This window comes from Neosynechococcus sphagnicola sy1, assembly GCF_000775285.1.
GTDB classification, from domain to species: Bacteria; Cyanobacteriota; Cyanobacteriia; order Neosynechococcales; family Neosynechococcaceae; genus Neosynechococcus; species Neosynechococcus sphagnicola.
The window spans coordinates 62,814-78,273 of sequence record NZ_JJML01000003.1 but is presented as its reverse complement, the minus strand read 5'-3'; the positions used below and the strand labels follow the sequence as shown (position 1 = coordinate 78,273).

The following is a 15,460-nucleotide window of genomic DNA, read 5'->3' as shown; positions in this document are numbered from 1 at the left end:
GGTGATGTACTGGGAAGGGAACTCAGTCAAGTTTATATTTCACCCTGTTAACCCTATGGCACATACTATTACAAACCGCTGTACGCAGTGTGGAGATTGCGTTCCCCAATGCCCCCAGGATGCCATTAAACATGAGGAGGGGGGATTCTGGATTGACCCAATGTTATGTAATGACTGTAAGGGCTATGCTGAGGCACCCCAATGCGTGAGTGCTTGTCCGATTGATCTGCCACCCATGCCTTTACAGGCAAAGAAAGGGCGTTGCAAAACGACCATCCGGATGCTGCCTAGTCCCAATCTCTTTGCCAATGGCAAAAGTAACCCCTTTGCCTCTGCGATCGCTGTATGGGAGGCGTGTAATGTGTTAGCACAACGCCAATCACTGCCGTGGAAAAGTGATTCAGAGGGGAAACTTTATTACGAGCGGCAGGTGAGCGGTGGACGGGGCGCGATCGCATTCCGACTCACGGATGCCCTCGACTCAGACGCTCCCGTGACTCTGGGGAGCGCAGCGGCTCAGGCTGAAATTGCCAATTGGGATGCACGAGCCGCCTGTCTGCACCTGGTTTATGCTGCTCACGCGATGGCTTTAGAGCAACCCTGGGAGCAGGAGTTTGTGATCAGCGATCGTCAGATTGAAGCCTATTTAGGGTTGGAAAAGCGCAAAGACCTGACCAAGCTTGCCAAGTTGACCTTAATCAAAGCCTTGGTGCAGCAGCCTTGCAAGCTCCAACTTGACATTCACTGGTTTCAACAAGGGCAGGTGCGAGGATTCTCGCTCAAACAGAGCCGCCTCTGGCATTTGCTCGACATTCAGCATCATTTTCAGGAAGATGACCTAGGCTGCAAGCATCTGACTGGACTTACCTTCCGAGTTCAAGCCGGAGCTTGGTCGCAATACTTTCTCAATCGACGGGGCGCCAGCGAAAGTACAGCCTTTTACCAATACAGTAGTTTGCCTCAATCCCTTCTAGAAACCGTGACAAGCCTGTGGCAGCAGCATGATGGTGCCTGTCGCATGTTGCTATGGCTCTTGTTCAAAACCAAAATGGGGGGTGAACAACGCTTGACCATCCCAACGCTGATGCGGATTGCCTATGGAGAAGCCAAGATGTTTCTGGCGGCAACTCAACGAGAGGAGCGCAAACGATTGCTGCGATCGTTCGAGAGCGATCTGGAAGTGCTCAATCACTATGGACTGAAGCCAGTCTTTGATCCCATCACCTACCCGACCGACATTCAACCGTTGTGGGCAAAACTGGCAGACCTCCCCGATGATGCTGAAGCTGCCCTAGAATTTTGGACGAATGATGGCAGCAACCATAACCGTTTGACTGATGCGGCTCCGCGTGATAAATGGAAGCGGTTGCTGCACGCACGGCTTTTATGTTTTGAGCTGCCTGATGGGTGGGAGAGCCAGACCACCCAGGCGACCCAAACCATGCAAAGGAAGCTACGCCAAGCTCAACGCAAGGAACCGATGCAGCCGCGATCGCCCCTTTCGGCTCAACAGATTATTACGGCTAGAAAAAATCTGCAAATTAGCCAGCGAGATTTGGCAACCCATGTTGGCAAAAGTCAAAGTTGGGTGCGTGATATTGAAAGTGGTCGCCTCCAGGTTGGGTTCAAAGAGCAACAGCTTCTATCCAAAGTATTGGGTGTGAATCCATAACGTCCTCACCCCCATCTTTTCTTCAACGCTGGGTAAAAGTGTAAAGCAAGCATTTGAGAGCAGTTAGTAGTCGGGAGCCAGAATGCAGCCCTCTTGTAGCTTCTGCCTGCTTTACCGTGAAGGGTTCTGCGATGCTTGATCTAACAACGCTTCCAGTTCAGAAAATAGTGCCTGTGCCTGCGTCCACCGCTGAGGATCTTCCCATAACTTCGCCTTCAACAACCGTCGATGCAGAGTTGTCACGATGGCTTTGGGGGATTGAAGCTCTAGTTCTGGCTTGATTCCTTTAATCGAGTCTCGAATTTGATTGAGGGAAAGATTATCTTCAATGGCTTGCTTAAGTAAGGTCTGGCGCTGAGTTTTATCTTTGATGCGGGCGATCGCCAGCGCTTTTGTGTAGGCAATCTTACCGCAGCGAATGGCATCCAAAATCTCGCTGGGCAAGTTGAGTAACGGTAGCCGATTACACGTAAAAGAGAGCCAACTCATCAGTCCCAATGTTTGAAAAACAGACTGAATTTCTCGCTCTTGCTCTAATTTCTTATTAAGAATAACGTTATTCCTATCCTCATCACCCTTTTCAAGTGCATTTTTCAGTTGATAGAGCAAGGCTGGCACTGCCTGCACTGGCATCTTTAACCTGAAAGCAAGTAGTTGTAATACGCCTTCTGTTTCTTCGATCGGATTCAGATCTTCACGCTGTAGATTCTCAATTAAGGCTAATTGAATTGCTTCTTCATCATTCAATTGCCGAATAACGACTGGCACCTCAGACAGACCGAGTTTAAGCGCAGCCCGGTACCGTCGTTCGCCCGCCACCAGCTCATATTGGTTGGTCTGCAAAGGGCGCACCAGCAACGGCTCTAAAATGCCATGCTGTGCGATCGATTGCACCAACTGCTCTAGCTTCTCTGGGTCAAAGTAATGACGCGGCTGTTCACGAGTTTTGATCGACACCAGTGAAACCCACTCAGCAACATTCGTAGTCTCTCGATTTGTTGTTTCTCGAACATGGGATTGCACCATGACTGCCTCCAGCAAGCCGAATAAGACTAAATCATGAATGTAACTTCTCTGCTTATATCAGACGGTTGAAACCAGTCAGCGCCTCTCATTGCCAATAAATCTGTGAAACCCATTAGCGATGTACTCAACCGCTCAAAGCATTCTATGCGGTGAGTTTAGGCAGAAGTTAGGGGGAGGGTACAGGCTTTTTCTGACATGGGGATGAGTCTTTATGGGTGCAGGGACTAGCATTTTGGCGAAACTTCCACATCCGTTGAACAGAGGCAATTTTGCCATCGGTATCGCCAATTTCAAAAAGTTTATTTATATCCATATAGCGATCTAAAATTAGTTGTGAGGATCAGAGATTCTGTGAGCAAGAATTTCATAAAAATCCTTGCTCACAATCTAGACAAGATGGCCATGGAGGCATTAGTGAAAAAAACACAAAGTGTTTAATTAATAATCTAGTACCAATTCAATATGACGCTGCACAGAGATCCGGTATAAATACAAAAATTACGTATGAATTAAAACTATAAAGTCTATAGAGAAAGCCAGAATAAAAACGAACTTTTCGACGATTTTGGAATTATTAAGAAACCATTTAATAGCTTCTACTGAACAATATAAAATGTATTTCTAGATTAGAAATAGTATTAGAGAAACGTAAATTATAGATTTGAGGAAACGCCAGAATCAATGTAGTCAAGTGAATGTGATCAGCTTCACGGTTTCTGATGATACAGCAATGTGATTTGATCAAAGCTTTCAGGACCTGCACAGACAGTTTTTGTCCTTTTAGCTGTAATTTTAACTACCAAGCACAACAGATTTTGCAGCTAACAGGTGGAACGACACTAAGAGGGGGTTTGAAAAGATAAGATTTCTGATCCTAAGTACTCAGCGATCGCTCCTAGCTTCCGACTCTGAGGGAAGTTGAAAGCATCCATCAACAGAGGGATTTTGAATTACCATTCCCCCTAATTTCTCAAGGGAATTTAGGGGGAATGGTAGAATTTGATACCCGCAATCGGACTTTTAAAACATCCACTAAAGATAACGAGACTAAAGCTTTAAGTTCACGGCTCACTTTGAGGTAATCACACACAACTATGGCTTATACCATTACAAGCCTGTGCACTCAGTGTAATGACTGCGTACCATTGTGTCCTACAGCTGCCATTAAGCAAGAGGGCGAAAAACTTTGGATTGATCCGATGTTGTGCAATAACTGTGAAGGTTTTTATGAGCAACCGTTATGTGCTTCGATCTGTTTAAACGATGTGCCAGTGCCATTACAGGCAAAGAAAGGTCGATGCAAGGTTAATACTAAAGTGAATACGAGTCCTAGGCTCTTTTCCAATGGCAAAACCCATCCCTTTGCATCTGCCATTGTCGTTTGGGAAGCTTGTAATGTGCTAGCACAACGACAGTCGTTACCCTGGCAGCCAGATGAGTCGGGTAACCTCTGTCATCGGCGGCAGGTCAGTGGCGGTAGAGGTGAGGTCACGCTTTGCCTGACGGATACCTGTATTCCTACCTGCACTCCAGACTCGCCTGCCGTCTTAGAAGTGAAAGCAGCTGAAACCGCGATCGCCTCTTGGGATATACGATCGGCATGTCTACATCTTATGTACGCTGCCTATGCAACGTCTCTGGAGCGTCCTTGGGAGCAGTCTTTTACGGTCAACGATCAAGAAATTTCCGACTATTTGGGCTTAAGCAAGCGCAAAGACCTGAGTAAACTGGCAAAGCTAACGTTGATCAAAGATCTGGTTGAACAACCCTGCAAACTATTGGTAACGGTTGACTGGGCACCGCAGGGCAGATTCAGAAAGATCACGGTGCCTCAAAGTCATCTATGGCACCTGATTAACACCCACCAACACTTTCAAGAGGATGATCTAGGGTGTAAGCACTTGACTGGATTGACCTTTACAGTCAAGGCGGGACAGTGGGCCCAGTTCTTTCTCAATCGACAGGGTGCCAAAGAAGGAACCACGTTTTATCAGTACGGCACCTTGCCCAAATCGCTGTTGATGAATGTGATGAGCATCTGGCAGCAACATGAAGGGGTTGCTCGGATTATGCTGTGGCTCCTATTCAAAACTCGCATGGGCACTGAACAACGGATCACTGTACCGACACTGATGCGGATTGCTTATGGCGAAGAACGACTGCTCAAAGCAGGCTCCCAACGAGAAGAGCGCAAACGGTTGGTGCGATCGTTTGAAAGTGATCTCGAAGTGCTAAACCGCTACCAGATCCAACCTATTTTTGATCCATTAACCTATCCACTTGAAATTCAGCCCCTATGGGTAAAGCTAGCAGACTTACCAGACGATGCCGAGGCTGCTTTAGAGTTTTGGACGAGCGATGGTAGCCGTGATCACCGCTTAACGGATGCCGCTCCCCGTAACAAGTGGCAGCGGCTGATGAATGCTCGTTTGCTGAAATTTGAAATTCCAGACGATTGGGCACAGCAGTCACCCAAAATAGCTAAAAAAACATCAGAAGAATACAGAAAACAAGAGCGCAAACACCACCAATCCACATCGTTGCTTTCCGGGCCACAAATTGCCGCAGCCAGAAAAAAACTCCAACTGAGTCAGAGAGTGCTGGCAGATAGGGTTGGCAAGAGCCAAAGTTGGATTCGTGATATTGAAAATGGTCGGCTGCAACTGAATGAAAAAGACTACGCGATGTTGTCTGAGTTGCTACAGCGCTTTGCAGTCAGATAGAGGACAATAAAGCGTTATCAAAGTAGGTCAGCAATGAAACCATATTCCATCGACTGTCGAGAGAAGATAGATTTCCAGTTTAATGATTTTCTCTGACACAAACTAATTTACAGTCTCACTGCTTGACAGATCCGTGGCAGTTGAAATCCAACTCAGCACCAGTGGCTCTCAACCGTTCGCTGCATTTGAATTGTTATGCCGCCGCAATCATCACCTCCAAGCACAACACCAACTAAGCCTATTGTTGATGCACTTCAGATTTAAACTGGCGTAATAATACTTAAATTTGGGTTGTCTACCACCGTAGACATCTTCATATTGAGAAACTGCCTTTTTTCTCTGATGGAACTAAACTCCGGCTAGGTATAACAATCATAATCCCCAATCTACCTCTAATACTCGTGGGTTCAACTGTCGTAGTAATTTTACGAGTTCTTTTAGATCAGCAAGATTGGTCGGACAAACGCAACCCGCACTCCCAGGACTTTCTCCTCGTGTAATCCAATTCCAATCACCATGGAAGCCAAAGGCATCACGATCGTCGGGTTGCAGACAGGTAAGAGACACAAACACAGGGCCTATTCCATCTGAAGGATGAGAATGGGATATAGAATAGTCGTCCCTCCCTCCTGCCCAATCAAGATCGCCAATGGCATATCGCCCTTGAGGGATAGGCTGCAAACTCCCTGGTACGCTAGCCGGGTTGTTGAACAGTAAAAAGTTTTGGTGTCCAGGGGCACCTGATATAACCTTTAATGAGGCAACAGCACCATCATCGGGATCAACAAACTCAAGTTTGAGCCATTCGAGTCCCTCAGGTGTATCTTGTCGAGTTCGGGTAAGACGACAAATAACATGGGTTGAGACTGAGGGGACAAGTCCACGTGACCGCTTGAGAGAGTTTTCGATCGCTCGTTTGGTTTCTGGCCCAACCTTGCCATCAATTTGGATCGCTTCCCGTCTCTGAAGCAGTTCAACGGCACTTTTGGTAACCTCACTGAATTTATTAGGTTGGGGAGCAATCCGCAGAAAACCTAAGCCTGCAAGGGCACAATTGAGGATATAGCAGTCCTCAGCTACGTCACCAATTAGGAGTGTCCGACTAAATGGTAAGGGTACTGGAGCAGCTTGATAAGGGCGTTCCACTACCAATGAAGGACTAGCAGAAGAGGGTAAAATTGGGTTAGAAGGAGAAGTTACAAGATTTCTCGCAGGACTTAGGCCATCCCGACGGAATAAACGTTCCTCTTCATCCCGTCGATTTACTAATCCTTGTAAAACTCTGCCTCCAGCATTTACCCAACGTTCAAATTCACGGGCAGCACCTTCATAATCCCTAACTTCATTTAGCTTTCGTAACAGTGTTGACTCACCAAAAGCCCCAATTCCAATGTTATAGACAAACGAAACTAACGCATCAAACATGCCTTGAGTCAAAGAGACTTTACAAATGTTATCTACATCTTCCGCTACTTCCTGAACCTCAAGTTCAAGCCATCGCAAGGCGGTTGCTTCCGTGATGACATCATTGGGCTGAATAGGTCGTCCTAGATCAGGGTTATTGATCGAGCCATACCCAATTGTCCATATATCAACAGGATCTTGATATGATTCAATCAAACCATCTGAACGTTTTTTGTGTAAACCTTCCCATTTCTTAATTAGGTCAAAGCAGTCTTTACTTGGCTTCATTTTTCACCTCCCTCAATATTTCATTCCTCAGAAGAAATTTATGGCAATTCTACCTTAGGTAAAAAACTGATATTTACTGAATACTCTTCGGGGTAACGATCGCCATTTCGGTTTCTTTTGAGATCACTTGAATACCTAAAATTTCATTCCAACATTCCGCTCTGAAATTAGCCTCTATTTTGATCAGGAGAGTCCGGCTTTATTGCTCCTTCTCCTATAGATGCTGGTACATTTTCATTCTCCCTTCTTGTCGGTTGTGGTGTAACAGAAGACTCGACTGGTCGTGGGATAGCAGGTGCATGAGGCTCAGAAAACCCGAAGGGTTTTCCTGAGGAGCTACTAGGAACAGAAATACCGAAATAACCACCGAGTATCAGAAATATCAAATCAAAATATTTAGAGCAAATTGGGTTTCCTTGGGCTAACGAAGCTCCATTAGCTGTCCCATTATTTGAGGATAGGTTCTTGCATACACTGTCGTTATTTACAGTGATCCATATCGTGCCGACTATAGATACAAGAATGATTAATGAACGAAAACCTCCTTCCCAAAGAAATCCTAAAAGCTCATTCCACCAACTTGTTTTTGGTTGTTGAACATCCTGTTCTGGCATTTTATTACCTCTATATTTTGTGAAACACCAATATTGCTTTATTACCTCTTCACAACCAATTTACGCTAATCTGTCTCAGCCATTTAGATATAAAAACCTATAGATTGGCTTTAAATTCACTCTTGAATAATTGCCTGATTATCCAGAAATGACTGGTAATAAATTATTAGAGAACCGCACAATTTCGTCTACTTAATTAGACAAAAAACTGGATGCCAGAGAAATTCGAATATCTTTTGAAAGAATATCATTTGTTTTCAACAATAACAAGGTACTGTAAGTGTCTTTAACTAAATTTTTTTTAAAAAATCTGTATTCCTTTTTGGCAAAGCTTTTGAGCTTTATAGACATTTTTTAGGAGTCGTTTAGACGACGAAAATCTGAAATATATGGCCATAAAAATATAGACGGCAAAGTGATGACTAATGCTCGAATAACAACGTTATGAAATTAGTTTTGAGACGTTATAAAAACTATGTGGACTGTGGGAAGAAGAAATTTAACTGCGATGGTCTCCGACCGGCCTTTGGCCATCGCTCTTTGGTAGCAAAACGCCGATTCAATTCCGCGCAACACTCAGCCTCGGGCAATTTACCAAAGGTGATGGGTCACGGCCAATCTTGAGAAGTCTTCCCTCCTGGGTGATTCCTTCTTTTTCTTAAGTGGTTCTGTAGATAAGTCAGTTGATTCGGGAATGCTTTACGCAATCTGCAATGAAACTTTATATGAATCCTGATTAATGCGGAAAATGCGTCGTTAAACTTCGATACATTGGGTCACCATTCAACCCGCTGATGAGAAGACAGCGTCGATCTCTGGCGACTCGCCACAACTTCTTCATAGCTATGAAGCATGTATAGTAACTCAGAGAATCCAGTAGCAAATCAATGAAATCCTACTCCCTTGACGCTCACCCGTAAAAAACGCCCTCCATTCCAGGGGAAAGGACAGCGATCGTTGCAAGGCTGGCGTCGTGAGAACATCAATCACAATAGGTGAGACAAACGCTTTAGATTCAATGGAATTTCTGCGGCTTAGATTTAGTCACAGAAAAATTGCAGATCTCTAGATGCCGCAACTAAATCACAAGAAACTCCAAGAGCCTATCGGTGCTAACACTGACCCAATGTACAGGATTAATACTGAGGTACGGGAGTCACCTACCCTAATTAAATAAGATATAATTTAATAATTAAAGTTGGTTCTTTACGGTTTCTTTACAAATAACGCCAAGATGTGACTGAAATTTATTATTTCGCCCTAATTAAAAGAGATAACCTGAAATTATTGGAGATCAAGCGAGAGTACACAGTCGTTTTCACAATGTTTAATAATCCGTAAAAATACTCCTGTTTAATTCAAGGTTCGGCCTGAGTTTATCTTGCACTTACCTAGGTCTGATAAGCGCCTAATCATTAAGATGCTCAGAATATGCGCTGAGTCAAAGGCGTTAAATCTTGAAGGTGAAACACAACAAATGCTACTCCTAAGGGGCTAATTATTGCTTCCATTCTCAATAATTAGCCCCTTATAGGTAAACATGTCGATCCTTTGTACTAAATTTGGCTATGAACTTGCTATCTTACACTTTGCGTTCAAGACTTTTGTTGTCATATAGCAATCTGACTTGACTTACAAGAAAAAGTTCAAATGAACTATAGATAGAATTACCTAGAAGCTTTACTGCGTAAGGCTTTTGTGAATAGTTTTTATGAACTATTTGTTTGTGCTTCTATTCGGGTTCTTGCGTAAAAATTCGTATTGAAATTTATATTTTAATATTTGTAGATTTATTGCAATGCTTCTGACGCTGAGTCATCTCTGTATTCATTTACCGGGACGAGATTTAAATTATGGTTCGCTCTGAAGTTGTTCAAGAATCACAAGGCAGCAATATTTTAGATTCACTGCTGCGGCTGTCACGTAGTGCCGTTGATGGCTGTTTGCGGGTCGTCAGTTCTGGGACGATTTGGACACTTCACCTGAGTAGAGGCAGGCTTGTCTATGCTGCGGATTCTATTTCCCCCCTGGATCGGCTCGATCGCATGCTGCGCCGCCTTGGATTACAGGCTTCCCCCGCGATCCAGGAACAGCGCTCTCAAGTGTCCCATTTGTTTGCCAATGACTCTCGGAACGCCTCCTCCCAATTAATGGAAGATCCGAGCTATCAGGCCGTGTGTTGGCTGCTGAACCAGCAATATATCACCCCGGAACAATCAGCAGCTTTGATTGAAGAATGGACACAGCCCAACAATCCACCCACGCTCCATCCTTCTTACCAAGCCATCTGTTGGCTATTCAGTGAGGAGCTTCTCAGCCCCTTACAGGCAACTACGCTGATTGAAGCCATTTCCAAGGAAGTCCTGGAATCGTTGTTGATGATCACCCAGGCAACCTGCGAATTTATTGATCAGGATCAACTGTCTCACTATCCCAAATTTTGCAAGATGGAGGTTGAGTCACTGATTGAGGAAGCCCAACAACGACTTCGGGGATGGCAGGTTCTAGGTCCACAGATTTGGTCACCGTACCAACGTCCCTACTTTTTCAGTCAGTCTAGTAGTCAGTCTCAAGGGCAAAAACAACTCTCCCAAGAGCTGCAGCAGAAGCTAGGAGCCGTGTTGAAGGGATTAAGTTTCCGGCACCTTGCGGCTTTGCTGAATAAAGATGAATTACAACTGGCGCAGACCCTACATCCTTATATTGTTGAGGGAATTCTGTTTCTCGGCGAACCTCGTCCGCCCTTTGATCGATTCCCCAGGATTCCCAGCAACCCAGCGGCAGTGATTCCCCAGGCTGCACCCCAGCCCAATTCAACCGCAACGGCTCCCATTGGTTCCCCCATCTCATCGCCCAGCGCTGTGGTTGCCAGTTCGCCCACTCTCCGTAAAACCTATACCATTGCCTGCGTGGACGACAGTCCCGCGATGTTGAATGAAATCAGTCGTCTCTTAAATGATGAAAGCATCACGATTGTGACGATTGGGGATCCCCTGAAAGCACTGATGCAAATTGTGCGGGTGAAGCCGGATTTAGTATTGATGGATGTGGGAATGCCCGGTATCGATGGCTACGAACTCTGTCGCCTCCTTCGCAACCATTCCCTGTTTAAGGCCACACCTGTGATTATGGTAACAGGGCATACTGGAATTATTGACCGGGCAAGGGCGAAGCTGGTGGGGGCATCGGATTACTTAACCAAACCCTTTACCCAGTCTGGCTTACTCAAAGTAGTATTCAAACACCTTTCTTAGGATGTTCCCAGGAGGGTGGGATACAGCATGACTTGAGTAAAGTAAGGATGTTAGTTCTAGGTTGTTCTTCTAATCGTTCATTCACAAAGGTTTCCCATGAGTACCGTTTTAGTTGTCGATGATACTCCCTCTGAGTTGGAGCTAATTGCATCCTTTCTGCAAGACAAAGGTTACATCGTCATCAAGGCAACCGATGCTCAAGAAGCATTCTCCAAAGCGGTTGAGTCAAAGCCCGACGTTGTTGTGACGGATGTGGTGATGCCGGGGATGAGTGGGTTTGAACTGTGCCGGAACCTCAAAGGCAACCCAGCGACGGAGAAGGTGCCGATTGTGATTTGCTCTTCTAAGAATCAGGAGATCGATCGCCTGTGGGGGATGAAGCAGGGTGCTGATGTCTATATCACCAAGCCCTTTACCCAAGAGGAACTTTTGAAAGCAGTTAAGTCCGTAGGGGCATAACCCAATGAATGCGCTACCCCTTTCGCTGCTGCGGAACCAACCTCAGAGTGTGGGCGATCCCTACCTGAAATTTCAGTTAGATCGCCAAACTCCGGCAGTCTTAGCCATGCATTATGCCCAAGAGGTGCTAGAAGTGCCTGTGGAGCGTCTGACTCCCATGCCCAATATGCCCCCATATCTGTTGGGGTTGTTGAACTGGCGGAGTCGGGCACTGTGGGTGGTTGATCTGGCAAACATGCTGGGGCTTCAACCCCTGAATCCGCTCTCCCAGGTTTATTCCATTGTGATTTTGCGCTGTGAACCATCCCTGGTGGGGTTGGCACTCCAGGATGTGGAGGGGGTTATGCGTGTTCAGGCGGATGCAATTCAGTCCCCAGTGGGCGTGGTGGCAACGAAGCTGGTTCCCTACTTGCAAGGATGCTTCCTGGATCATCAGCAGATTTTGTTAGTACTGGATGCAGCCGCGATCGCCCGATCGCCCCTCCTGCACAGTCATTAGCAATTACGTTTTGGCAAGTCTACTGCAATTCCAGCAGCGTTTGTAGATTCATTTTCCCTTGAGGCACCTAGAGTATGACGACTCAAAAAGATCAGCGACCTTCCTCCGAACCCATCGGCCGTGCCGTCTCTGCTCCCCCTCCCCCTCCTCCAGTGATGCAGACCAAAAATCAGGAAGACGCAGAGGGTGTCAGTGCCGATTCCCCGCCACAACCTCCCAGCTCCTCCCCTGTCTCCATGCCTAGAACGGTTCCCCAGATCCAGATGGCAACGGCGCAGGAGGCAGGACATACCTGGTGGCAGCGCCAAAGCTTGAGAACCAAGGCAACGGTGTTGGCGATCGCCCTGGGGATTGTGCCCGTAGCCGCGATCGGGTCACTGGCCTATGGGGTCACCAGTCAACGGGTGCATGAGCAAGTGTTGCGTGAGCAGCAATTCCAGGCAGACGCCAAGGCCGATTTGCTGAATCAGTTCATGCTTGAGCGCTATGCAGATATTCAGAAGCTTGCTCACTTAACAATTTTGACAAATCCCAGTGCCACCGCTGGAGTGCCGCTCGAACAGCGGCAGGCGGTTCTGGATGAATTTATTAAAGCTACGGGTAACTATGACAGCATTGCGGTGGCAGATCTCCAGGGGAACACGATTTTGCAATCCAGCGGCGAACCCGTAACTGGTTTGGGAATTCGGGATTATTTTAAGGCAGCGGTGAAAACCCGCCAACCCGTGATTACCCCTCCCCGCAAATCAGCGATCTCCAAACAATATTCTATTTTCCTGGCAGCACCGGTGTTCGATGCCACCACTGGCAAAATGATTGCGGTGATCAGGAGCCGTACCCCGGTGAAACTCCTGGAAGCACTGCTGAAAGACACAACGATTGGTAGTCAGGGCAGCACCCTAAACCATGAAATCTTCGCGGTGGATCAACAGGGGAAATACTTTATTGTTGGGGAACACCCTGAAGAACTGGGTCTCCCAGTGGAAAAAGACTTTACAACCTTTCCCCGCTGGCAGTCAGGGCAACAGCTCGTGACCGAAATTTATCAGAATCAGAAAGAAAATATTCAGGAACTGGTTACCTACGTTCCCGCAGGAGAGGTGAAAGGTCTGCCCAAACTGGGTTGGAGTGTGCTGGTTGCCGAGGAGACTACAGAAGCGTTTGCGTCCCTGGACAACCTACGTCTGATCCTGCTGGCAGGGTCAGCGATCACGGCCTTACTGGTGGGGGCGATCGCGGCTTACCTGGCAGGGCGATTCACCCGTCCAATTCTGGAGGTTGCCGCCACGGCGGAGAAACTGGGGCAGGGTAATCTGGACGCACGGGTAGAGGGGATGACCACAGGGACAGACGAACTGACCGTGTTGGGAACCAACCTCAACCAGATGGCGGATCAAATGCAAACCTTCATCCAAAGACAGGAAACCGATACCCTGCGGGCTCGACTGCTGGCCGAGATTGCCCAGTCCCCCACCCCCGCCCAACTAACCGGCAGCTTGAACCAACTGCTCCATCAGGTTCGCGCCGATCTCAGAGTTGATCGGGTAGTGGTGTATCGATTTAACCTTGACTGGAGCGGCTACGTTTCAGCAGAATCAGTAGCTCCAGGGTGGTTCCAAGCCCTCGCCGACAAAATCGAAGACCCCTGCATTCCCCAAGAACTGCTAGAAAGCTACCGCCAGGGTCGGGTGGTTCCCACAACAGATGTGTTTAATGCCGGATTCCATCCCCAGCATTTGAAACTAATGGAGCGGCTGCAAATTAAATCCAATCTCGTCACCCCCATCGTCGCTGGTGACCAACTCTATGGCCTGCTAGTTGCCCACCACTGTGCCCAACCGCATGTTTGGCAGTCCTCGGAGATCGAGCAGTTAGGGCAATTTGCCAGTCAGATTGGTCTGTCCTTGAGTCGGGTGGTTTCCCTGGAGCAGAAAAGCTTAGAAGCCAAGCGTTCCCAACTCTTTGCCGAAGTCACCGCCGCCAAAGCTAGGGTCTCTCAGGATCTGGAATTTGTGTTTAATCGCGCCGTCACCGGAGCCTTGGATTACCTCCAGGCAGACCGGGTGGTGGTTTACCAATTCAACCGCGATTGGAGCGGCTTTGTCGCCTCCGAAGCCGTCCTCCCCGGTTGGCCTCAGGCTCTGAACAACACCATTGAAGATGCCTGTATTCCCCAAGAGCTGCGGGATGCCTATTGTCAGGGACGGGTTGTTCCCACCAAAGATGTGTTCAATGCTGGATTCCATCCCGAGCATTTGAAACTGATGGAGCGGCTGCAAATTAAAGCCAACCTGGTGACCCCGATTGTGACCAACAACCAACTGTATGGTTTACTGGTTGCCCACTTCTGCAGCAAACCCCATGTCTGGCAACAGTCAGAAATCGACTTTCTCACCCAGTTAGCCACCCTGGTGGGGTTGTCCCTCGACCGGGTGAGCTTCCTGCAAGATTCAGAAGTGGCACGGCAACAGGCAGAAGCTCTGGCCAAAGAACAACAGCGGCAGAAAGAAGCGATTCAGCTCCAGTTAATTGACCTGCTGAGCAGTGTGGAAGGGGCTTCCCGTGGGGACTTAACCGTGCGGGCGGATGTGACAGCGGCGGATATTGGCACCGTTGCCGACTTCTTTAATGCGATTATTGGCAGCTTACGTAAGATTGTGGTGCAGGTGCAGGCATCCGCCCAGCAGGTGAGTACCTCCGTGGGCAAGAATGAAGGCGCGATTCGTCAACTGGCTGACCAGGCTCTGAAGCAGGCCGATGAAATTACCCGCACCCTCAGTTCCGTGGAGCAGATGTCTCGCTCCATCCAAACGGTGTCTGACAATGCCAAACAGGCAGCGACGGTGGCACGTCAAGCTTCCACCACTGCCGAAGCTGGAGAAGTTGCCATGGATCGCACGGTGCAGAGTATTCTGCAACTGCGGGATACGGTGGGTGAAACCTCAAAGCGAGTGAAACGCTTAGGGGAATCCTCCCAACAGATTTCTAAGGTGGTGGCCCTGATTAACCAAATCGCCCTACAAACCAACTTGTTGGCCATCAACGCCAGTATTGAGGCGGCACGGGCAGGGGAAGAAGGACGGGGCTTTGCAGTGGTTGCCGAGGAAGTCGGACAACTGGCCGCGCAGTCAGCAACCGCCACCAAGGAGATTGAGCAGATTGTCGAGAGCATTCAACGGGAAACCAGCGAAGTGGTGACGGCCATGGAATTAGGCACCACCCAGGTGGTTGAAGGGGCTCAACTGGTAGAGGGTGCCAAGCAGAGTTTGGAGCAGATTGTCGAAGTGTCTCGCCAGATTGACCAGTTGGTGCAGGCCATTTCCCAGGCAACCGTTTCCCAAACCCAGACCTCTCAATCGGTAACCACCTTAATGAAAGAGGTGGCTCGACTGTCAGAGCAAACCTCCCAGTCCTCGCGGCAGGCGTCCAAATCACTTCAGCAAACCGTAGAAGTGTCTCAGCAGTTACAGTCTTCCGTCGGTACATTCAAAGTCGGCAGTGGCGTTGGCACCAATTGATCA

The 15,460-nt window shown here is 47.7% G+C and carries 9 protein-coding genes; 6 read left to right on the top strand and 3 right to left on the bottom strand.

Translation table 11 applies throughout. The features are described from left to right. Positions 1 to 55 precede the first annotated feature (55 nt). Positions 56 to 1,672 carry a helix-turn-helix domain-containing protein gene (locus tag DO97_RS01910; protein WP_036530725.1) on the top strand — a complete coding sequence of 539 codons (1,617 nt, stop codon included), beginning with the start codon at positions 56 to 58 and terminating at the stop codon, positions 1,670 to 1,672. Positions 1,673 to 1,783: 111 nt separating this feature from the next. On the opposite strand, the gene DO97_RS01905 is transcribed toward DO97_RS01910, so the two are convergent. Continuing rightward, positions 1,784 to 2,698 (bottom strand): ParB/RepB/Spo0J family partition protein, encoded by a 915-nt coding sequence (locus DO97_RS01905; RefSeq protein ID WP_052128286.1) that lies wholly within the window; start codon positions 2,696 to 2,698, stop codon positions 1,784 to 1,786. Positions 2,699 to 3,792: 1,094 nt separating this feature from the next. Between DO97_RS01905 and DO97_RS01900 the strand changes: the two genes are divergently transcribed. Further along, positions 3,793 to 5,421 (top strand): helix-turn-helix domain-containing protein, encoded by a 1,629-nt coding sequence (locus tag DO97_RS01900; RefSeq protein ID WP_036530721.1) that lies wholly within the window; start codon positions 3,793 to 3,795, stop codon positions 5,419 to 5,421. A gap of 372 nt (positions 5,422 to 5,793) precedes the next feature. Here DO97_RS01900 and DO97_RS20455 read toward each other — a convergent pair whose 3' ends face one another. Both DO97_RS20455 and DO97_RS23555 read right to left on the bottom strand, forming a co-directional pair. Beyond that, complete coding sequence (locus DO97_RS20455; protein WP_052128285.1) at positions 5,794 to 7,113, bottom strand: glycoside hydrolase family protein; 1,320 nt, start codon at positions 7,111 to 7,113, stop codon at positions 5,794 to 5,796. A 167-nt stretch (positions 7,114 to 7,280) separates the two neighbouring features. Further along, the gene (locus tag DO97_RS23555; protein ID WP_156120387.1) at positions 7,281 to 7,727 is read right to left on the bottom strand and encodes a hypothetical protein; all 447 of its coding nucleotides are present in this window, start codon (positions 7,725 to 7,727) and stop codon (positions 7,281 to 7,283) included. Between the two features lie 1,853 nt (positions 7,728 to 9,580). Here DO97_RS23555 and DO97_RS24770 point away from each other — a divergent pair. From DO97_RS24770 to DO97_RS01870, 4 genes are all read left to right on the top strand, one after another. Continuing rightward, positions 9,581 to 10,981, top strand: a complete 1,401-nt coding sequence (locus DO97_RS24770; protein WP_036530719.1) for a response regulator — start codon at positions 9,581 to 9,583, stop codon at positions 10,979 to 10,981. Positions 10,982 to 11,077: 96 nt separating this feature from the next. Continuing rightward, positions 11,078 to 11,440, top strand: coding sequence for a response regulator transcription factor (locus tag DO97_RS01880; RefSeq protein WP_036530717.1), 363 nt, complete (start codon positions 11,078 to 11,080; stop codon positions 11,438 to 11,440). A gap of 4 nt (positions 11,441 to 11,444) precedes the next feature. After that, the gene (locus tag DO97_RS01875; protein ID WP_036530715.1) at positions 11,445 to 11,939 is read left to right on the top strand and encodes a chemotaxis protein CheW; all 495 of its coding nucleotides are present in this window, start codon (positions 11,445 to 11,447) and stop codon (positions 11,937 to 11,939) included. A 74-nt stretch (positions 11,940 to 12,013) separates the two neighbouring features. Then, entirely contained in the window at positions 12,014 to 15,457 is a 3,444-nt protein-coding gene (locus tag DO97_RS01870; RefSeq protein ID WP_052128283.1) for a methyl-accepting chemotaxis protein, read from the top strand. Positions 15,458 to 15,460 lie beyond the last annotated feature (3 nt).